This is a genomic window from Kribbella shirazensis, from assembly GCF_011761605.1.
Classification (GTDB): domain Bacteria; phylum Actinomycetota; class Actinomycetes; order Propionibacteriales; family Kribbellaceae; genus Kribbella; species Kribbella shirazensis.
This window is the reverse complement of the sequence record NZ_JAASRO010000001.1, coordinates 7,902,003-7,921,755: the sequence shown is the minus strand read 5'-3', so window position 1 is coordinate 7,921,755 and position 19,753 is coordinate 7,902,003. Positions and strand designations below refer to the sequence as shown.

At 69.7% G+C, this 19,753-nt stretch carries 20 protein-coding genes; 15 read left to right on the top strand and 5 right to left on the bottom strand.

What is annotated here, in order from left to right; all coding sequences use genetic code 11:
• Nucleotides 1-28: 28 nt before the first annotated feature.
• Both BJY22_RS37735 and BJY22_RS37730 read left to right on the top strand, forming a co-directional pair.
• The gene (locus tag BJY22_RS37735) at nt 29-1,345 is read left to right on the top strand and encodes a hypothetical protein (protein ID WP_337759772.1); all 1,317 of its coding nucleotides are present in this window, start codon (nt 29-31) and stop codon (nt 1,343-1,345) included.
• Nucleotides 1,342-1,512: a hypothetical protein gene (locus BJY22_RS37730; protein WP_167216638.1), complete on the top strand. Its 171-nt coding sequence runs from the start codon at nt 1,342-1,344 to the stop codon at nt 1,510-1,512. Before BJY22_RS37735 ends, BJY22_RS37730 begins: the two co-directional genes overlap by 4 nt.
• Before the next feature lie 224 nt (nt 1,513-1,736).
• Here the strand turns inward: BJY22_RS37730 and BJY22_RS37725 are convergent, their stop codons facing one another.
• Nucleotides 1,737-2,477: a MerR family transcriptional regulator gene (locus BJY22_RS37725; RefSeq protein WP_337759771.1), complete on the bottom strand. Its 741-nt coding sequence runs from the start codon at nt 2,475-2,477 to the stop codon at nt 1,737-1,739.
• 84 nt (nt 2,478-2,561) lie between these two features.
• Between BJY22_RS37725 and BJY22_RS37720 the strand changes: the two genes are divergently transcribed.
• Together BJY22_RS37720 and BJY22_RS37715 are read left to right on the top strand one after the other, a co-directional pair.
• Complete coding sequence (locus BJY22_RS37720) at nt 2,562-4,385, top strand: hypothetical protein (RefSeq protein WP_167216634.1); 1,824 nt, start codon at nt 2,562-2,564, stop codon at nt 4,383-4,385.
• On the top strand, nt 4,382-5,308 hold the full coding sequence (locus tag BJY22_RS37715; protein ID WP_337759770.1) for an alpha/beta fold hydrolase: 927 nt from the start codon (nt 4,382-4,384) through the stop codon (nt 5,306-5,308). Before BJY22_RS37720 ends, BJY22_RS37715 begins: the two co-directional genes overlap by 4 nt.
• Before the next feature lies 1 nt (nt 5,309).
• Here the strand turns inward: BJY22_RS37715 and BJY22_RS37710 are convergent, their stop codons facing one another.
• Nucleotides 5,310-5,723 carry a CHRD domain-containing protein gene (locus tag BJY22_RS37710; RefSeq protein ID WP_167216632.1) on the bottom strand — a complete coding sequence of 138 codons (414 nt, stop codon included), beginning with the start codon at nt 5,721-5,723 and terminating at the stop codon, nt 5,310-5,312.
• 133 nt (nt 5,724-5,856) lie between these two features.
• On the opposite strand from BJY22_RS37710, the gene BJY22_RS37705 reads away from it, so the two are divergent.
• Complete coding sequence (locus BJY22_RS37705) at nt 5,857-7,002, top strand: CoA transferase (RefSeq protein ID WP_167216630.1); 1,146 nt, start codon at nt 5,857-5,859, stop codon at nt 7,000-7,002.
• A 14-nt stretch (nt 7,003-7,016) separates the two neighbouring features.
• On the opposite strand, the gene BJY22_RS37700 is transcribed toward BJY22_RS37705, so the two are convergent.
• The 3 genes from BJY22_RS37700 to BJY22_RS37690 are packed head-to-tail and all read right to left on the bottom strand — an operon-like array spanning nt 7,017 to nt 9,398.
• The gene (locus BJY22_RS37700; RefSeq protein WP_167216628.1) at nt 7,017-8,120 is read right to left on the bottom strand and encodes a LacI family DNA-binding transcriptional regulator; all 1,104 of its coding nucleotides are present in this window, start codon (nt 8,118-8,120) and stop codon (nt 7,017-7,019) included.
• Between the two features lie 11 nt (nt 8,121-8,131).
• Nucleotides 8,132-8,437, bottom strand: coding sequence for a hypothetical protein (locus BJY22_RS37695; RefSeq protein ID WP_202891446.1), 306 nt, complete (start codon nt 8,435-8,437; stop codon nt 8,132-8,134).
• Between the two features lie 16 nt (nt 8,438-8,453).
• Nucleotides 8,454-9,398 carry a DUF6772 family protein gene (locus tag BJY22_RS37690; protein ID WP_167216624.1) on the bottom strand — a complete coding sequence of 315 codons (945 nt, stop codon included), beginning with the start codon at nt 9,396-9,398 and terminating at the stop codon, nt 8,454-8,456.
• Between the two features lie 170 nt (nt 9,399-9,568).
• Between BJY22_RS37690 and BJY22_RS37685 the strand changes: the two genes are divergently transcribed.
• From BJY22_RS37685 to BJY22_RS37640, 10 genes are all read left to right on the top strand, one after another.
• Nucleotides 9,569-10,249: a helix-turn-helix domain-containing protein gene (locus tag BJY22_RS37685; protein ID WP_167216622.1), complete on the top strand. Its 681-nt coding sequence runs from the start codon at nt 9,569-9,571 to the stop codon at nt 10,247-10,249.
• Nucleotides 10,249-11,175 carry a nickel ABC transporter permease gene (gene nikB / locus BJY22_RS37680; protein ID WP_167216620.1) on the top strand — a complete coding sequence of 309 codons (927 nt, stop codon included), beginning with the start codon at nt 10,249-10,251 and terminating at the stop codon, nt 11,173-11,175. Before BJY22_RS37685 ends, nikB begins: the two co-directional genes overlap by 1 nt.
• 2 nt (nt 11,176-11,177) lie before the next feature.
• Nucleotides 11,178-12,059, top strand: a complete 882-nt coding sequence (locus tag BJY22_RS37675; RefSeq protein ID WP_202891445.1) for an ABC transporter permease — start codon at nt 11,178-11,180, stop codon at nt 12,057-12,059.
• Entirely contained in the window at nt 12,059-13,048 is a 990-nt protein-coding gene (locus BJY22_RS37670; protein WP_167216618.1) for an ABC transporter ATP-binding protein, read from the top strand. Before BJY22_RS37675 ends, BJY22_RS37670 begins: the two co-directional genes overlap by 1 nt.
• Nucleotides 13,038-14,054 (top strand): ABC transporter ATP-binding protein, encoded by a 1,017-nt coding sequence (locus BJY22_RS37665; RefSeq protein ID WP_167216616.1) that lies wholly within the window; start codon nt 13,038-13,040, stop codon nt 14,052-14,054. The genes BJY22_RS37670 and BJY22_RS37665 overlap by 11 nt, the downstream gene beginning before the upstream one ends.
• Nucleotides 14,051-14,725: a histidine phosphatase family protein gene (locus tag BJY22_RS37660; RefSeq protein WP_167216614.1), complete on the top strand. Its 675-nt coding sequence runs from the start codon at nt 14,051-14,053 to the stop codon at nt 14,723-14,725. Before BJY22_RS37665 ends, BJY22_RS37660 begins: the two co-directional genes overlap by 4 nt.
• Complete coding sequence (locus BJY22_RS37655) at nt 14,722-15,483, top strand: endonuclease/exonuclease/phosphatase family protein (protein ID WP_167216612.1); 762 nt, start codon at nt 14,722-14,724, stop codon at nt 15,481-15,483. The genes BJY22_RS37660 and BJY22_RS37655 overlap by 4 nt, the downstream gene beginning before the upstream one ends.
• A gap of 14 nt (nt 15,484-15,497) precedes the next feature.
• Nucleotides 15,498-17,000, top strand: a complete 1,503-nt coding sequence (locus BJY22_RS37650; RefSeq protein ID WP_167216610.1) for an ABC transporter substrate-binding protein — start codon at nt 15,498-15,500, stop codon at nt 16,998-17,000.
• A 176-nt stretch (nt 17,001-17,176) separates the two neighbouring features.
• Nucleotides 17,177-18,733, top strand: a complete 1,557-nt coding sequence (locus BJY22_RS37645) for a sugar ABC transporter ATP-binding protein (RefSeq protein ID WP_167216608.1) — start codon at nt 17,177-17,179, stop codon at nt 18,731-18,733.
• The gene (locus tag BJY22_RS37640; RefSeq protein ID WP_167216606.1) at nt 18,730-19,752 is read left to right on the top strand and encodes an ABC transporter permease subunit; all 1,023 of its coding nucleotides are present in this window, start codon (nt 18,730-18,732) and stop codon (nt 19,750-19,752) included. Before BJY22_RS37645 ends, BJY22_RS37640 begins: the two co-directional genes overlap by 4 nt.
• Nucleotide 19,753 lies beyond the last annotated feature (1 nt).

Sequence of the window (19,753 nt, the reverse complement as noted above, 5' to 3'; positions counted from 1 at the left end):
GGTCGGATGGCTGATCGGAGGTCCCGCGGTGCTGGACGTACTGCTGCCGCTGCACGGGATCGGTGGTCGAGGGGACCTGCCGGTGCCGCTGTGGCTGGCGGTCTACTCCGCCGGCGCCGCGGTCGCGGTGTCGTTCTTCGCGCTGGCCGCGTTCTGGTCGCGCCCGCGGTTCGAGGGGACCGCGGGCCGCCCGCTCGAGGTCCTGACCCGCATCGTCGACCACCCCGCGGCACGCGTCGTAGCGACGCTAGTCGGACTAGCGGCGCTAGCACTCCTGCTCGGGGCCGCCTGGTTCGGCGACCCGGACCCGTCGCGGAACCCGGCGCCGACCTGGCTGTACGTGTGGATCTGGGTCGGCATCATCCCGCTCTCGCTGCTGTGCGGCCCGATCTGGCGCCTCGCCAATCCGTTGCGGACGATCGCCGGTCTGGTACGGCGTACGTCGTACCGGCAACTGCCCGCGGGCATCGCCTACTGGCCCGCCGTCGCAGGTCTCGCTGCGTTCCTCTGGCTGGAACTCGTCTACCCCGACGGATCCCAGCCGCGCGTCGTCGCGATCGCGGTCACCGTCTACGCAGTGGTGAACGTTGCCGCAGGCATCGTCTACGGGCCTTCCTGGTTCACGATCGGCGACACCTTCGAGGTGTACGCCGAGGTGCTCGGACGCCTCGCTCCGATCGGCCGCGGCGCCCACGGCCGGATCGAACTGCGCAATCCGCTCGCCGGGCTGGCGACGATGCCGCAGCAACCGGGCGTTGTCGCCCTGCTGTGTCTGTTGCTCGGATCAACGGCCTTCGACGGGGCCTCCCGCTGGTCGGCGTGGACGCGCCTGACCGCGGACCTCAGCCGGCCGGAGCACCTGCTGGTCTCCACACTCGGCCTGGTCGTCGCCGTCGCGCTGGTCACCGGGCTGTTCCTGCTCGCCGCGCGGACCACCGGCGCGGCGCGCATCCGGCCCGGGGCGCTGGGTGCCGCCGGGCTTCCGGGCGCCTTCGTGCACTCGCTGGTGCCGATCGCGATCGGGTACGCCGTGGCGCACTACTTCTCGTTCGCGATGTTCCAGGGGCAGGAGGGCTGGCTGCTCGCGACCGACCCGTTCGGTCGTGGCTGGGACCTGTTTGGAACGAGCGGTGAACGGATCGACTACGCGTTCGTGGGTACCGGTTTGATCGCGGCGGTCCAGATCGGTGCGATCGTGCTCGGACACGTACTAGGGGTCGTGTCCGCGCACGATCGCGCTGCCGACCTGTTCCGGCGCCGGCAGCTGCGCAGGGCGCAGTACCCGATGCTGGCCGCGATGGTCGCGTTCACGGCCGGCGGGATCGCGCTGGTGACGGCGTCATGATCGGCTTGCACATGGGTGGGATCCCGGAGACCGCGATGGTGCTCGGCCCGATCCTGCTGATCCTCGCGTTCCTCCGGATCGCCCGCCGCAACGAGGCCGCGCTCCGCGACGACGAGGACGACTGGGACGCCGACCTCGGTGACCTTCCGCCTGGGCACAGACACTGAAACGGGCGTCCTCAGAACGGAAGCGGACGCCCCGACGGCGTCCGGAGATCGAGCGACTTCGTCTCACGGCGGGTCGTACTGGTACGCGGCCGCCGCCGGATCCGGATCTGGCGCATTCGTCCTCCTCCTGCCTGCTGCGTACCCCTACGGTGCCGCGTAAGCGCCGTTTCATGCATGCGGAGGATTACCTATCTCCTCCCTGAGCTGCACTCAGGGAGGAGGGCCTAGCCGGTTGAGGGGAGGGATTTGGGGGCGAGGCCGAGTTCTTCGTAGGCGACCTGTTCGATTTCGCGGGCCATGGCTTCGCGGAAGGCTGCGACCAGGGCCTGGCCGGCCAGCGGGATGATGCCTTCGAGAGTGCGCTGGATCTCCGGCCAGCCGTCGGCGGGCATCCCGGCCTTGGTGAAGTCGCGCCACACCGTCGAACGGAACAGCTCGACGTACGTCTTGGCGACCGCGTCGGCCTCGGCGAACAGCTTCGGGAGCATCTCGAAGATCGCCTGCATCGGGACGCCGAGCTTGATCACCTCGAGGCCGGTGCGGAGCAGGTCCGGGTTCGAGATGCGCAGTCGGCCGTCCTCCATGCGCTCCGCGATCCCCAGCTCGACCAGCTGCTCGATCACCGCCGGGTCGTGCGGTACGCCGGCCCGCGCGGCGAGCTGCTGCTCGTCGAGCTCCTCCGGTTCCGACGGCGTCCACGGGTTCACCAGCGTCTCGAAGACACCCAGCGCCATCGCCCCGTCGGGCAGCTCGCTCATCATCCGCTCGACCGCGGCCAGCGTGTAGCCCTTGTCGAGCAGCTCGCGGACCAGGGTCAGCCGGGCCACGTGATCGTGACCGTAGTACCCCGTCCGCCCGACCAGGCGCGGCGGCGGGATCAGCCCGCGTCCGGCGTACGCGCGCACGTTCCGCACCGTCATCCCGACCTTGGCGGCGAGCTGGTCGACAGTGAGCTCCTCATCCACCCTTGACAGTCTTCCAGACTCCACGTTACATAGTAGATGTAACATGCCCAGTGGCGCATTACTTCTGTCCGAAGGAGCCGTTCCATGGCGTTCCCGCTGGCGACCACCGGTACGGCGACGTTCGACCAGATCGCGATCGTCACCGGCCTCGTCTCGGTCCTCTACCTCGCACTCGCCGTGCTCCTGTGGCGGGAACGCACCGGGCGCGTCACGCTGGTAGGGAGGCTCGCGGACACCATCGGGAGGCTTGACGGAGTCCCCCGATGGGCCGCGCTCACGCCGTACCTGCACGTGGTCTCGCTGCTCGCCTGCGCGTTCGGCGTCTGGTGGGACATCGCGGTGCACATCGCCCGCGGCCGCGACACCGGTCCGTTCGGGACGCCGGCGCACTATCCGATCTTCTTCGGCATCCTCGGCGTGATCGTCGCCGGCGTGCTGCCGATCGCGCTCGCCGGCAAACCGCTGCCGGCCCGGACGATCAAGCTCACCCGGGGCTGGCGGATCCCGTGCAGCGCCGCGCTCATCACGGTCTGCGGGACGTTCGCGCTGGTCGGGTTCCCGCTGGACGACGTGTGGCACCGGCTGTTCGGTGAGGACGTCACGCTCTGGGGCCCGACCCATCTGCTGATGATCGGCGGCGTGGTCTTCTCGATCTTCGCCCGGCTGCTCGCGCAGGCCGAGGTCGAGCAGCTCGTCGGCAGCAACCGGTGGCGCCGCTTCCAGGAGATGATCTCGGTCGGCGCGCTGCTGATCGCGTGGGACCTGTTCAGCACCGAGTTCAACTACGGCGTACCGCAGTTCCCGTTGATCCTGCAGCCGATCCTGATCGTGTTCGGCGCGGCGATGGCGTTCACGATCCTGCGGGCGCGACGCGGTCCGGGGACGACGTTCGTCGCGCTGGGGGTGTACCTGCTGATCCGCGGCGGGATCGCCTTCGCGGTGGCCGAGCCGCTCGGTGAGATCGTCGGGCACTTCCCGCTGCTGATCGTCGAGGCGGTCCTGGTCGAGGCGGTGGCGTTTGCCCTCGGCAACAAGAACCGCTTCCGGCTGGGCGCCGTCTCCGGTCTGCTGATCGGGACCGTCGGCGTGGTCGCGGAGTACGCCTGGAGCCACGTCTGGATGCCGAACCCGTGGCCGTCGTCGATCCTGCCGTCGGCGATCGGGTACGGCGTGGTCGCCGGCATCGGAGCCGGTCTGGTCGGGGCCTGGCTTGCCACCCGGTACGCCGAGGTGGCCGGCGAGCAGCGCGCCGTCGGGATCAAGCACATCCGGCCGATCGCGGTCCGGCGTACCCATCAACTGGGCGCCGCCGGGCTGGTCGCGGTCGCGGCGACGGTGTTCTTCTGCGTACCGCGGACGGCCGAGCCGGGCGTGTCGGGCGTCGTGTCGTTGGAGCGGGCGGCCACGGGGGCCGAGCCGACGGCGTACGTGACGATCACGCTGGCGCCGGGCGACGCGGCCGAAGGCGCGCGCTGGTTCGAGGCGCTGGCCTGGCAGGGCGGCGGACTGGTGTACCACCCGATGGAGAAGGTTGCCGACGGCACGTATCGGTCGCGGGACCCGCTGCCGATGTACGGGAAGTGGAAGTCGATGATTCGGCTGCACCAGGGGCAGCGGGACATGGTGGCGACCTGGGTGTACGCGCCGGAGGACCCGGCGATCGAGAAGCCCGCGGTGCAGGTCTCGAACGGGCAGCGGGTCGAGTTCGGCAGCGAGCAGGAGATCCTGCGGCGCGAGGAACGGACCGACGTGCCACGATGGATGTGGAACGCCGGGTACGCGTTGCTCGGCGTGGTCGGGCTGCTCGAGGTCTTCGGGATCGCCTGGCTGGTCGGGCGTGGCGCCCGCGGCGGGCGGCTGCGGGCGGCCCATCTGGCCGACGGTGTTCGGGAACGGGAGATTGCGTGACGATCCAGTTGGAGCGCACCGGGGTCACCACCCGGGACGGAGTACGGCTGAACGTCGAGGTCACCGGGCTGGCCGACGCGCCGGTGACAGTGCTGCTGGTGCACGGGTGGACGTGCTCGACGCGGTCCTGGCACCACCAGGTCGAAGGGCTGCCGCAGGTCCTCGGACTGGACGCCGTCCGCGTCGTCACCTACGACCACCGCGGGCACGGTCGTTCGGAGGCCGCGCCCGCCGGGTCGATGCGGATCGATCAGCTGGCCGAGGACCTGGTCACGGTGCTCGACGAGGTCGTCGGCGACGGTCCGGTCGTGTACGCCGGCCACTCGATGGGCGGGATGACGCTGATGGCGGCCGCCGACCGGTACCCGGATCTGTTCGGCACCCGCATCCGCGCGGCCGCACTCGTCAGCACGTCGTCGGGACAGATCACCGCGGGTGCCTTCGGCCTTCCCAAGCGGCTGGAGCCCGCTGCCGCGCTCGTGGCGCCGCGGGCGATGAACCTGGTCGGCGCTCGCGTCGACCGCCGAGCCGCCCGGCAGCGGGAGGCGGCGCGGGTGGTCGCGGCCCGGTTCCAGCGTTCCGGCCTGCGGCGGCTGGTGTTCGGGAGGAAGGCGGATCCGGCCGAGGTGGAGCTCTTCCTGGCCGATCTGGCGGTCGTGCCCGGTCCGTCGTACGGCGGGTTCTTCGAGGCGATCCTGCAGCACGACCTCGGGCATGCGCTGAAGGTCCTCGACCAGGTACCGGTCGAGATCATGCACGGGACACGTGACCGCCTCCTCCCACCCCGGCACGCCAACCGGATCGCCGCCCAGCTCCCGTCCGCCCGCCTGTGGATCTACCCCGGCGCCGGGCACATGCTCATGCAGGAGCGGCCCAGGGACGTCACCCACCGGCTGGCGTCCCTGGCCCGCAAGGTGCGCTGAGCTACTTCAGCTGACCGCGGATGGCGCCTGCCGGGAACGGCGCGTTGTGGACGTTGACGTAGTACGCCTTCGGATCGGCGGTGATCGCGGCGGCCAGAGCGGCGTCGATCGTGGTGCAGCCCGAACCAGGGTTCGCGGCCACGGACAGCGGGATGACGATCGGACCGGCGACCTCCCGCGCAGCCCGGTGGACGTGCGCGGCGGTCGCCGTCTCGATGCCCTGCCAGCTCAGCGTCCAGCAGAACGTCGTACCGTCGATCGTGTAGGTGAAGAACCCGTGGCCGTCCGGATCGGCGGCGGACGCCTCCTGTTCCCCGTTCAACGGGATGGCCGGCGCGGCGCTCGCGGCCGGCAGGCCGAAGGCGGCTGCCGCGAGAACGGCGGCCGTGGCCGCGATGGTCATGCGTACGGACATGATTCCTCCTGGTCCCTGGGGTGCTCGGTAGTCCCCCTGGCCGGGACACGTCCGGACTGCTGGATCGGTTCGATCCGGGGCGGATGAGAATCGCGTCACGGCCGGACGCGGCCCGCTCGCCTAGGGTGGCCGCGTGCAGAATCTCCTGTCGGACATCGTCGTCGTCGATCTGACCCGGGCGTTGGCCGGGCCCCACGCGGCGATGATGCTGGGGGATCTCGGGGCCCGGGTGATCAAGGTCGAGACCCCGAACGGCGGCGACGACAGCCGCGGGTGGGGACCGCCGTTCGTCGAGGGGGAGTCGACGTACTACCTGTCCGCGAACCGGAACAAGGAGTCGGTGACCGCCGACCTCAAGTCGGACGAGGGCAGGGACTTCCTCACCAAGCTCGTCCGGAAGGCCGACGTACTGCTGGAGAACTTCCGCCCCGGCGTGCTCGACCGGCTCGGCTTCTCCACCGAGCGGCTGCACGAACTCAACCCGGGCCTGGTGATCCTCTCGATCACCGGCTTCGGCCACGACGGGCCCGAGGGCGGGCGGGCCGGCTACGACCAGATCGCGCAGGGCGAGGGCGGTCTGATGAGCATCACGGGTGAGACCGAGCCGACCAAGGTCGGTGCCCCGATCGCCGACCTGCTGGCCGGGATGTACGGCGCGTACGGCACGCTGGCAGCCCTGCACGAGCGGTCGATCACCGGGAAGGGACGCGTCGTACGGACCAGCCTGCTCGCCTCGGTCGTCGGCGTGCACGCCTTCCACGGCACGAAGTGGACCGTCGCGCACGAGCTCCCGCAGCGGGTCGGGAACCATCACGCGCAGATCGCGCCGTACGGGCTGTTCCGCACCCAGGACGACATCGTGCAGGTCGCGGTCGGCAGTGAAGGACTGTGGCGGCTGTTCGCCCCGATCGTCGGGCTCGACGCGGACGACGTACGGTTCGCGGTCAACTCCGAGCGGGTCGCGCACCGGGACGAGCTGACCGCGGCCATCGAGTCCGCGTTCGCCGCCGAGCCGGCCGACGTATGGCTGGAACGCCTTGCACAGCAGGGGATCCCGGCCGGCAAGGTCCGCGACTTCCAGCAGGTGTACGAGTGGGAGCAGACGCTCTCGCAGGGCCTGCTGGTCGACGTCGACCACCCGACGCTCGGCCGCATCCAGCTGCCCGGCCCGCCACTTCGCTTCGACGACAACCCGTACGCCGGTGCGCGCGAGACGAACCTCCCGCCGCCGCGGCTCGGCGAGCACAACGAGTCCGTCAGAGCCTGGCTGGAGGAGTAACGACCGCCAGGCCATCACAATCGGTGCATCGCCGGCTCCTCAGGCGGGGACCCGCTCTCTGCGGTCGGTTGTGATGGCCTGGCGATCGGGGCCGACGCCCGGATCACCAACTCCGGGCGGATCAGGGTCTTACGTGGTCGCTCGGCGCCGGACGCCTTGAGCCGTTGCATGAGCAGGTCCACGGCGGTGCTGCCGACCTCAGCCGCCGGCAGCCGGACCGTGGTGAGTGGGGTCTGGAGGTAGGCGGCGTACGGGTGGTCGCCGTAACCGGTGATCGCGACGTCGCCGGGGACGTCCAGCCCGCGCTCGGCGAGCAACCGGAGCAGACCGAGGGCGAAGTAGTCGTTGCCGGTCACGATCGCGTCCGGCAGTTCGAGGGACTGCGCGAAGCGGTACGCCTCCTCCGGCTGCCAGGGCAGCGCCAGCGAGTCGTACCGCCGGGTCGGCACGGTACGGACCGAGTCGTCCGGTACGGCGAGGCCGGCGTCGGCCATCGCGCGACGGAAGCCGGTGATCCGGTCGGCCGTGGTCGTGATCGGCAGGTCCTCCTCGAGCAGGAGCAGCCGGCGCGCACCGCCCGCGATCAGATGGCTGGTGGCCTCGTAGGACCCGCGTTCGTAGTCGACCCCGACCATGTCGCAGTCGAGCTCGGGCACGTCACGGTTGACGAACACCAGCGGGATACCGCTGTCGCGGACGCGGCGCCAGTGGTCCCACTCGGCTTGCACCGGTACGACCACCGCGCCGTCGACCGCGGACCGCCGCAACGCCTCGGTGGCGCGCTGCTCGTTCTCCACGCTCTCGTCGGTGACGAGCAGCAGCAACGAATACCCCTGGGCGCGGACCCGGAGCTCGATGCTGCTGATCAGCTGCGCGTAGAACGGGTTGGAGGGGTTGGTGATGACGAGGCCCAGCGTCATCGCGGAGCCGAGCACCAGCGACCGGGCCAGCGTGTTCGGGACGTACCCGATCCGCGCCGCCTCGGCCTGCACGGCGGCCCGCGTACTGGCGCTGACGCTGTCCTTGTCGCCGAGCGCGCGCGACACGGTGTTCACCGACAGCCCGAGCGCGGTCGCGATGTCCCGCAGCGTCGGCCGCGGTCGTGGGCCCTCCGTCATCCAAACCCCTCTTACGCCTTCACAGCCAGGTGGATCCGTACCTGCACCGAGCCTTCGACCTTAGCGCGAAGGCGCAGCCAGTGGCCGAACCCGGTGGCCGGCCAGCTCACCAGTCCGCCCGGCTCGACCACATGTTCCAGGTCGTCCAGATCGCACCAGGTGAGCCCGTCGGGGGAGACCTGCGTGACGTACGTCGCCGTACCGTCACCGCCGACGTGCTGCACGAACCAGCGCGCCTCACTCGCCCAGGCGACCTCGTACGGCTCGGTTGCGAAGCGGGTGTCGAACGTCGTGTCGCGTTCCAGTACCGCCGTCATGGACTGTCGCATGGGCCTACCAATCAACCGAGATCAGGACGGAGTCGAGGAAGAGGAAGTTGCGCACCGAGCTGTGTGTGCGGACCGAGAAGTAGAAGTTCAGCAGGTTCTCGAGCGTCTCGTAGCGCTCCTCGTACGGCGGAACGGGTACGTCGCGCATGTCCATCACGCGGTCGTTGACCTGCAGTTCGACGTTCTTGCGCTTGTCGGTGTCGATCAGCCAGCGCAGGTAGTGCCAGTTCACCTTGGTCGGGACCTCGTTGTAGCAGAGCTCCTGCGGCTCCCCGAACTGCTGCCAGTCCTCCGGGTTCGGCGCGGTGAAGTCGGCGGCGTACTCGAGCTTCACCTTGCCCTCGAAGTGCTCGCGGGGCGTCGGCTCGGGGACGGTCGGTGCCATCCACCGCCGGGTGAAGTGGTTGTCCATGTCCGTGTTCTGGTAGCGCGCGACCGTGTGGTAGCGCAGGCCACCGTCGCCGCACAGGTCGGTGGCGACCGTGAACGCGCCGAACTGCGCCTCGGACGGGTGCGTGTTGCCGTCCCACTGCACGTCGCCGAAACTGTCGAGCTCGGCGCCGCCGCCGAGCGTGGCCTCGGACTTGAAGGCGAAGTACGTCTCCAGCTGTACGAGGCCGCGGCCGCTCATCGTGAGCCGGCGGATCGCGACCGCGGTGTGGCCCTTGTACGGGCGGGTTGCGAGCTTGAGCGCGTACGTGCCGCTGAGCGCTCCGTGCGTACCGATGTCGAAGAAGTTGCAGGCCGACAGTTGCGGCGGCCGGAAGTCGCGCATGTGGTCGTCGACCGTGCTGAGGTCGCCGCGGCCGTTGTAGTTGCCGAGCAGCTCGGTCCAGCCGTGCGTGCCGCTGTCGAACTCGTCGAAGGCCAGGATGCGCGGCAGCGGCGAGAACTTGGACAGCTTCGGATCGGCGGACAGTAGCGCGGCGCGTACGTCGGATGTCGTCACGCAGTGCCTCCCAAGGGCGGGTCAAGTGGATGTTCTGTGAAGTTAACGTTCACGGGAATTGGCCGTCAACGGGCTGTTTCATCCTGAGCAACGGTGGTCTATTGACACCTAAATCACACACTCCTACGGTGCATTAACGCTACCGTTAACGTTCACGGAATCGAGGCACTATGCAGTCGCTGAGCCGTGCCCTCACCGTCCTGGCCGAGCTCAATCGCGAAGACCGCGCGTACGGCGTCACCGAGCTCGCCGGTACCGTCGGCCTGCACAAGAGCACCGTGCACCGCATCCTCGCGACCTTCTGCGAGCACGGCCTGGCAGCCCGGGTCGACGACCACCGCTACACCGCCCGGGACGGCCTGGCCGCCCTCCGCCCCACCTCCGCCCACCGCCGCACTTCCGCCGTCGGCCCCGACGCCGCACGGTGGTCGGGCTCCGAGCACTCCCTGATGGTCCTGGGCGATCGGTTGGGTCGCTTGGTAGTACTTGCGAAACCGCTGCCGAAGAGCGTCGGCACCGTCCTGCAGGTGGCGGCAGTCGCTGGCGGTAGCTCGGTCCAGCCGGGCCATGCGGTGTCGCTCCGGCAGAGCGCCCTCGGCCGCGCGTACCTCTCCGCCCTGCCCGCCGACCAGGTGACAGGCACGCCCGACCTCCTCGACACGCTGCAGCGGATCCGGGTGTCCGGCTTCGCGCACAACGCCCGCCCCGTAGCATCGCTGCCGCGGATGGTCGCCGTACCGGTGCGCGCGAGTGACGGGCAGTGTGCGGGTTCGCTGGGCGCGGAGCTGATGCAGGCCGGCTCGGTCGACGAGGTCCGGCGCGTGGTCTCGGTACTGCGGAGCGGCGTCTGATGGGGGCGTACGTCGTCCGGCGGTTGTTCTTCTCGCTCTTCGTGCTGTGGGGCGCGGTCACGATCATCTTCGTCGTACTGCGGCTCGTGCCCGGCGACCCGGCGTACATCATGCTCGGGCCCGACGCGGACCAGGCGCAGGTGGCCGCGTTGCGAGCGCAGCTCGGGCTCGATCAGCCGCTGATCCAGCAGTACGCGACGTATCTGGCGAACGTCGTGCACCTGGACTTCGGGGAGTCGTTCCGGCTGAACGCGGACTCGATGAGCCTTGTCCTGCAACGGGTTCCGGCCACCATCCAGCTGGCGTCGACGGCGTTGCTGCTGTCGTTGCTGATCGGTCTGCCGCTCGGCGTGGTCGCGGCGCTCCGGGCGCACAGCTGGGTGGACCGGACGATCTCGGTCTTCTCGCTGATGGGCCAGTCGACGCCGTCGTTCTGGCTCGGGATCGTGCTGATCCTGGTGTTCGCGCGTGGGTTGAAGGTACTGCCGAGTGCCGGATCGGGGACGTGGTCGCACCTGGTGCTGCCGACGATCACGCTGGCGTTGCCGTTCCTGGCGATCCTGGTGCGGCTGACCCGCAGCGGGCTGCTCGAGGTGGTGCACGAGGGCTATGTGCAGACCGCGCGGGCGAAAGGGCTCGGTGAGGGCATCGTCATTCTCGTGCACGCGTTGCGGAACGCGCTGATCCCGATCGTGACCGTGGTCGGGCTGCAGTTCGGCGCGCTGCTCGGCGGGACCGTGATCGTCGAGACGGTGTTCGCCTGGCCGGGCGTCGGGCGGCTGCTGATCGACTCGATCGGGCGCCGCGACTACGGCGTCGTCCAGGCCTCGATCTTGCTGGTGGCAACGATCTTCGTGGTGATCAACCTGCTCGTGGACCTGCTCTACGGCTTCCTGGACCCGCGGGTCCGTCTGGCTGGTGACTGACCTTGACTGTCGAGCTCTCGATACCGGCGCCGGTGGCCGCGCGCCGTCGTACCAGGGCCGGATCGGCCCGGATCAGGTTCGGGTTCGCGGTGATCGCGGTGTACGTCGTGGCGGCGGCGATCGGGCCGTGGCTGATCCGGTACGACCCGGTCGGCACCCGCACCGCGGACCGGCTGAAGCCGCCGTTCACCCGGTTGTCCGACGGGTCGTTCGCGATCTTCGGCACCGACCAGGTCGGGCAGGACCTGTTCGCCCAGATGTTGCAGGGGGCAAGGATCTCGATCGCGGTCGGGATGGCGACGCTGCTGCTGGCCGGGACCATCGGTGTGACCATCGGGCTGGCCGCCGGGTACTTCGGCGGCTGGCTGGACGGCGTCCTGATGCGGCTCGCGGACATCCAGCTGGCGTTTCCCTCGATCCTGCTGGCGATCTTCATCGCGGCGCTGCTCGGACCTTCCGTGGTGAACGTGGTGATCGTGCTCGCGGTGGCGAACTGGGTGACGTTCGCCCGGGTCGCCCGCGGTCAGGCGCTGGCGACGCGGCGCCGCGAGTTCGTGGACGCGTCGCGGACCCTCGGCGCCGGGACCTGGCGGTTGGTCACCCGGTGCGTGCTGCCGGCCTGTGTCGCGCCGGTGCTGGTGGTGGCGACGGTCGAGATCGGGCACGTGATCCTGGCCGAGGCGTCACTGAGCTTCCTCGGTCTCGGGACGCCGGCTTCGACCCCCAGCTGGGGTGTGACGATCGCGAACGGGCGCAACTACCTGGCCGACGCGTGGTGGATCTCGACGATCCCGGGGATCGCGCTGGCGTTCCTGGTGATCTCGCTCGGCGTGCTCGGTGACGCGCTCCGGGACCGGTACGACCCGCGACTGAGGAGCATGTGATGGAGCCACTGCTGAGGGTGCGGGACCTGCGGGTCGAGTTCGCGACCGCCGGTGGGGTGGTGACCGCGGTCGACGGGGCGTCGTTCGAGGTCGGGCCCGGTGAGACCGTGGCGTTGCTGGGCGAGTCCGGCAGCGGCAAGTCCGTCACGGCGCAGGCGGTGATGGGGATCGTGCCGAAGCCGGCCGGGCGGGTGTGCGGCGGATCGATCACGTACGACGGTCGTGATCTGCTGGCGCCCGGGGCCGCGAAAGGCTTGCGGGGGCGGGAGATCGCGATGGTCTTCCAGGATCCGTTGAGCTCGCTGAACCCGGTGTTCCGGGTCGGTGCGCAGATCGGGGAGATGTTCCGCCGGCATCGCGGGGCGTCGCGGCGCGAGGCGCGGGCGGCCGCCCTGGAGTTGATGCAGCGGGTCGGGATCCCGGCGGCGTCGAAGCGCCTGGACGACTATCCGCACCAGTTCTCCGGCGGGATGCGGCAGCGGGTGATGATCGCGATGGCGCTCGCGTTGTCACCGCGGCTGCTGATCGCGGACGAGCCGACGACCGCGCTCGACGTCACGGTCCAGGCGCAGATCATGGACCTCCTCACGCGGTTGCAGTCCGAGGAGGGAATGTCGCTCGTACTCATCACCCACGACCTCGGGGTTGTCGCGGACGTCGCCGACCGGGTGGTCCTGATGTACGCCGGCCGCGTGGTCGAGACCGGCCCGCTCCGCGAGGTCTACGAGCACAGCGCCCATCCCTACACGTCCGGCCTGATGGGCTCGGTCCCGGTCCTCGACGGGCCGCGTGAGCGGCTCACGCCCATCAAGGGTTCACCGCCCGACCTGCTGGCGCTGCCGTCGGGCTGCTCGTTCCGCCCCCGCTGCCGGTACGCCGACGCGCTCTGCGCCGACGTCGAACCCGCCCTCCGCGAACTCCCTGGCCGCCACCCCACCCACCAGGCCGCCTGCCACCACCCGGAAGGAGTCCTGGCCGATGCCCACTGACACTCCGCCCGCCAACCTGTTGTTGTCGGTGCGGGACCTGCAGACGTCGTTCCCGATGCGATCCGCCGTGCTACGACGGACTGTGGGGCAGATCCAGGCCGTGGCGGGGGTTTCCTTCGACATCCCGGCGGGTGGGTCGCTCGGACTCGTGGGGGAGTCGGGGTCGGGGAAGTCCACCGTCGCCCGGACGATCATCGGGCTGGAGAAGGCGCGCTCGGGCAGCATCGTCTTCGACGGCGAGGAACTGACCTCGTTGCCCAAGGCATCGATGCGCCGGGTGCGCCGGCAGTTGCAGATGATCTTCCAGGACCCGTACGCCTCCCTCAACCCGCGGGCGACCGTCGAGCAGATCGTCGCCGAGGCGTGGCAGATCCACCCGGACGTCGTACCCCGCAACCGGCACCGCGCCGAGGTCCGCGAGCTCCTCGAACGCGTCGGCCTCAACCCCGACCACGCACAGCGCTACCCCCACCAGTTCTCCGGCGGACAACGCCAGCGCATCGGGATCGCCCGCGCACTGGCCCTCCGCCCCAAACTGGTGATCTGCGACGAGGCGGTCTCCGCCCTCGACGTCTCCGTCCAGGCGCAGGTCCTCAACCTGCTCGAGGACCTGCGTCGCGACCTCGGCCTCGCGTACCTGTTCATCGCCCACGACCTGTCCGTCGTACGGCACATCTCGGACCAGGTCGCGGTGATGTACCTCGGGCGGATCGTCGAGACCGCGCCGCAGGACGAGCTGTTCACCCGCCCGTTGCACCCGTACACCCAGGCGTTGCTGTCCGCCGTACCCGACCCGAAGCCGTGGGACAAGCCGCCCCGTGAGCAGATCATCATCGGCGGCGACGTCCCGTCCCCGGCGGATCCACCGTCGGGCTGCCGTTTCCGCACCCGCTGCTGGAAGGCCGAGGACCGGTGCGCCCACGACGTACCCGAGCTGACCACCCGCCTCGACCTGCATCCCGCCGCGTGCCACTTCGCCGCCGAGCTGACCGGAGCTGCCCGATGAGCCTCACCGAGTTGGTCCTCCTCCGCCACGGCGAGTCGCTCTGGAACGCCGAGCACCGCTACCAAGGGCAGCAGGGCACGGGGCTGAGTGCCCTGGGCCGCCAACAGGCGAAGCAGGCGGCGGAGTACTTGAAGGCATTGCAGATCGACGAGATTGTCGCGAGTGATCTCCAGCGGGTGACGGAGACGTTGCAGCCGTACGTCGACACGCTCGACCAACCGTCCGTCCGCGTAGACCCGCGGTGGCGGGAGATCGACGTCGGGACGTGGGGCGGTCGGACCTTCGTGGATGTCTACGCGGACGAGCCGGAGGTGGTGAACGCCTTCGCTCGTGGTGAAGACGTGGCGCGCGGGGGTGGTGAAACCTTCCGGCAGTTGCGTGCGCGCGTGTGGGAGGCGATGAACGACATCGCCGGGCCCGCCCGTGGAGCAGGTGTCGGCTCCGGGTCTGTCCGTGGGGCGGATGCGGATGCGGGGGTGGGTGCGGCCGGGCGGCCCCGGCGGGTGCTGGTGGTTACGCATGGTGGGCCAATTCGGGTTGCGGCGGCGTCGGCGCTGCGGCTGCCCGCGGGCGCCGAGATGCTGCTGGATCCGCCCGTCAACTGTTCGCTCACGACGCTCCGGCTCGACGGACTCACGTCGTACAACGTGCCCACCGGGACGGACCGATGACCTTCACCTTCGTGGCGATGACCTACAACCTGTGGGCCGACTTCCACCTCGACCAGCGGCGGGACGCGATCGCGAGCCTGTTCAGTACGCGCCCGCCGGACCTGCTCGCCGTACAGGAACTCCGCCCGATCACCCGCAAGCTCCTCGACGACGTGCTGCCCGACCACGACCGCGTCGACGGTACGGCGGGCTGGGAGACGCAGAGCAACCTGTGGTGGCACCGCGACCTGTTCTCCTGTGTCGAGCACGGCGCGGAGGACGTCGGCATCCTGTCGCCGGACGCCCGGCTCTTCTGGGTCAGACTCCGCACCCCCGACGCGACCGAGCTGATCTTCAGTACGGCGCACCTGACCTGGCCCGGCCACCCGGACGAGCGGACCGATCACGTCAACCGCCGGGTCACCCAGGCCCAGGCGATCGCGGCGGCCCTCGAACGCCTGGCCGGTGACGGCGCGTGCCTGTTCACCGTCGACATCAACGACATCGGCCCGCCGCAGTGGGAACTCGGCAACGCCGGGTTCCTGGACAGTTTCACCGCCCTCGGCCGGCACTCACCGGTGACCCATCCGGTCGTGCCGACGGTAGCCACCGGGCCGATCGGAACCCGGTTGTCTCCGCTCGCCTCACCACCCAAGGCGATCGACTGGATCTTCGCCCGCGGCCCGCTCGCCGCTCGGTCCAGCGAGGTCGTCGACTTCTTCCACGACGGCCGCGCACCCTCCGACCACCACCCGGTCGTCGCCACCTACACGCTCTGAGGAGAACCCCTGTGTTGAGGAAGCGATTAGTGGCGGCCGTCGCCGTCGCCGCACTGACAGCCGTGGCCGCGTGCTCGCCGGCCAGCGAACCGGGCAGTGACGGCGAACAGGTCCTGCGGTACGCGCCCGCGATGTTCCCGGTGTCGCTGGACACCCACAAGTACGCCGGTGAAGAGGCCGTGCAGACCGCGATCCAGCAGATCATGGAGCCGCTGGTCCGGGTCGAGGACGGCAAGATCGTCCCGGTCCTGGCCACCGCGTGGGAGAACCCGGACCCGAACACCTGGGTGTTCAAGCTGCGCTCCGGTGTGAAGTTCTCCGACGGTACGCCGTTCACCGCCAAGGACGTGGTGGCGTCGTACGAGCGGCACAAGAAGCTGGACGGTCCGCTCGTGCCGCTGTACTCGACGGTGACGTCGTTCGCTGCGACCGACGACCAGACCGTGACGGTGAAGACCAGCAAGCCGCTCGGGACGTTGCTCAGCTCGCTGACGCTGCTGTTCATCGGCCCGGCCGCGAAGGTCGACAGCGACGGGTTCTTCAACCAGCCGATCGGGACCGGGCCGTTCACGGTGACGTCGTTCAAGCCCGACGAGAAGCTGGAGCTGGCGGCGAACCCGTCGTACTGGGACGGTACGCCGAAGCTCGGCAAGCTGGAGTTCGTGAACATCCCGGAGGTGGCCGGGCGGATCACCGGGCTGCAGAACGGCGAGGTCGACGTCCTGACGCAGATCCCGCCGGACCAGGTCGGTTCGGTCAAGGGCAGCGAGGCGATCACGTACTCCACGACGCCGAGCTGGACGTACTACTTCAACTGGTTCAACTCCAACCGGAAGCCGTTCAACGACAAGCGGGTCCGGCAGGCGATGTGGCACGGGCTCAACCTCGAGGGGACCGTGAAGGACCTCTTCGGTGATCTCGCGTCGGTCGCCCAGGCGCCGCTGGCCCAGGGCGTGATCGGGGCGCCGAAGCTCTCGCCGTACAAGTACGACCCGGCGAAGGCGAAGCAGTTGCTGGCCGAGGCGGGGTACCCGAACGGGTTGACCACGTCGATGCAGTGGCCGCTGGAAGGCGGGCCGAACATCCGGGCGCTGGCGCAGGCGATGATCTCGGACTGGGCGAAGATCGGCGTCACGGTCAAGCCGCTGGAGAAGGAGCGGGCGCAGTGGCTGGAGGACTTCGGCAAGCTCAACTGGGACATGAACCTGCAGACCAACGTGACCGGCACTGGTGACGCCGACTACACGCTGGCCCGGTTGTACGTCTGCTCGGCCAAGCGCAACGGCTACTGCAACCCCGCGCTCGACAAGCTGCTGCTCGACGCCCGCTCGTCGGTCGACCAGGCCGCCCGCCCCGGCCTGTACCAGCAGGCCGGCCAGATCCTCTGGGACGACGCCGTCGGCATCTTCCCGGCCGAGCTGGCCTCGAACGCCGCCGTCCGCTCCGGCGTCCAGGGCTTCGTCATGCCGCCAAGCGGCCGCCCCCTGTTCACCAAGGTCACCGTCTCCGAAGGCTGAACACTGTACCTCCACGCACGCAGAACCCGCCCCTCGCGCCGTTTGCAACGGTTGACTCGGAGGTTCTGCGTGCGTGGAGGTACAACCTCTTCGATTAGGGCGTGAAGGGTTGACGCCCCGGATGTGCGCGGTCTAGCGTCCGGGAAATCGATTACTCGCCCGATCGTGGAGGTCGCATGGTGGACGACGGTGACCTTGTCCGGATGGCCGGGATCGGGAAGCGGTACGGCGGCGTACAGGCCTGTCACGAGGTGGATTTCGTGCTCGGCGCCGGCGAGGTGCACGCGCTGCTCGGCGAGAACGGCGCCGGTAAGAGCACGCTGATGAAGATCCTGTCCGGCGACGTCACGGAGTACGACGGCAGCATCGCGATCAACGGCCGCCCGGTGCGGTTCAACGGCCCGACCGACGCGCAGTCCGCCGGGATCGCGATGATCCACCAGGAACTCGACCTGGTCCCCGGACTGTCGGTGGCGGACAACATCTTCCTCGGTCGCGAGCTCCTTACGACGCTCCGCACGGTCGACCGTCGCCGCATGGAGCGCGAGGCCCGCGAGTTGCTCGACCGCAGCGGCGTCCGGCTCGACCCGCGCCGCCCGGTCGGCGAACTCCGCGTCGGCGAACAGCAACTCGTCACGATCGCGAAGGCGATGTCGCTCGACGCCCGGGTGCTGATCATGGACGAGCCGACGTCGGCGCTGACGAGCTCCGAGGTCGAGCGGCTCTTCGACGTGATCCGCGAACTCCGGCAGAGCGGCGTCGGCATCGTCTACATCTCGCACCGGATGGAAGAGATCGCCCAGGTCGCCGATCGCGCGACGGTGCTCCGTAACGGCCGGATCGTCACGAGCTTCGATCCGCGCGAGCTCAGTACGGCGGAAGTCGTCGAGGCGATGGTCGGGCGCCCGGTGCAGACCATGTTCACCACGCCGGAGAGCCACACCGGCGACGAGCTGCTGCGCGTCGACAACCTGAAGCTGGCGGCCCGCCGCCCGCGCCCCGGCCGCCGCGACCCGGACGGCATCTCGCTGACCGTGCGCTCAGGCGAGATCGTCGGTCTGGCCGGCCTCCTCGGCGCCGGCCGCACCGAGCTCCTCGAGACCCTGTACGGCGTCGCGCCCGCCGGGACCCGTACCGGCCGGATCCTCCTGCAGGGCAGGCCGATCCGGCCGCGCGGCCCGCGCCAGGCGCTTGCCCAGGGCATCGGATTCGTCCCGGAGGACCGGCGTGCGTCGGGCCTCGTGCTGTTCCACTCGATCCTCGCGAACACGGTCGTCTCGAGCCTGCCGTCGTACGGCCGGCTCGGCGTGATCGCGCGCCGGACGGAGCGCGCCGCGTCGGTGAAGATGGCCGACCGGTTGCGGCTGAAGTTCGGGCGGCTGCAGGACGAGGTCGGCACGTTGTCCGGCGGGAACCAGCAGAAGGTGGTGTTCGGCCGGATGCTGCTCACCGAGCCCAAGCTGCTGCTCCTCGACGAGCCGACGCGGGGCGTGGACGTCGGCGCGAAGGCCGAGATCTACCGGCTGCTCGGTGAACTCGCGGCGCAGGGCATCGGCGTACTGCTGGCGTCGTCCGAGCTCCCGGAGCTGGTCGGCGTCTGCGACCGCGTCGTCGTACTGCGGGACGGGCGGGACGTCGCGTCGTTCAGTACCGCGGACTCGGGCGAGGGTGATCTGCTCGCGGCGGCAATGGGACAGGGCGAAGTGTTCGAAGAGGTCGGAGGAGCACAGTGACCGACGTACAGGACAAGATCACCCCGGTGGCGCAGTCGTCCGGCGGGGTGGTCGCGACGCTGTTCCGGTTCCAGAGCGTGTTCGGGCTGATCGCTGTGTTCGTCGCGGCGATCATCTTCTCGCCGCGCAAGAACGGCGAGATCCTGTTCATCAGCGCGGACAACCTGGCGAACGTGGTCCGGGCGGTGTCCGAGATCGGGATCATCGCGGTCGGCATGACGTTCGTGATCCTGATCGGCGGGATCGATCTGTCGGTCGGCGCGGTGCTCGGCCTGGCCGCGGTCGGATCCGCGGTGCTGATGGTCGAGAACGACTGGGGCTTCCTGCCGTCGGTCGTACTGGTGCTCGCGATCGGGCTGGTCTTCGGTGCCCTGCAGGGCGTCGCGACCGCGATGATCGGGATCCAGTCGTTCATCGTCACGCTGGCCGGGTTGCAGATAGCGCGCGGCCTGGCCCGGATCTGGTCCGGCGGCCAGGGCGTCGCGATCTCGTACGGCGACGGTCCGAAGGAGGCGCCCTCGTCGTTCGCGATCCTGGGGGAGCGCACGTTCGGCGGACTGGTGCCGATCCCGGTGCTGATCTTCGGTGTGGTCGCGATCGCCGCCGTGGTGTTCCTCCGGATCAGCGCGTTCTCCCGGCACCTGTACGCCGTCGGCGGCAACGAGAAGGCCGCGCGGCTGTCCGGCGTACCGGTGGTGCGGGTGAAGATCGCGGTGTTCGCGATCTGCGGGCTGCTCGCGTCGCTGGCCGGCATCGTGCACGCCGTCCAGCTCAACCAGGGCAGCCCGAACGACGGCATCGGCTACGAGCTGGACGCGATCGCCGCGGTGGTGATCGGCGGTACCAGCCTGGCGGGTGGCCGCGGTTCGGTGGCCGGGACCGTGGCGGGTGCGCTGCTGCTCGGCGTACTGAACAACATCCTGGCCCTGAACAACATCGACTCCAACATCCAGCTCCTGATCAAGGGACTGGTGATCGTTGCCGCCGCCGCGCTGCAGCGACTCCGCCCCGCTTCGTGAG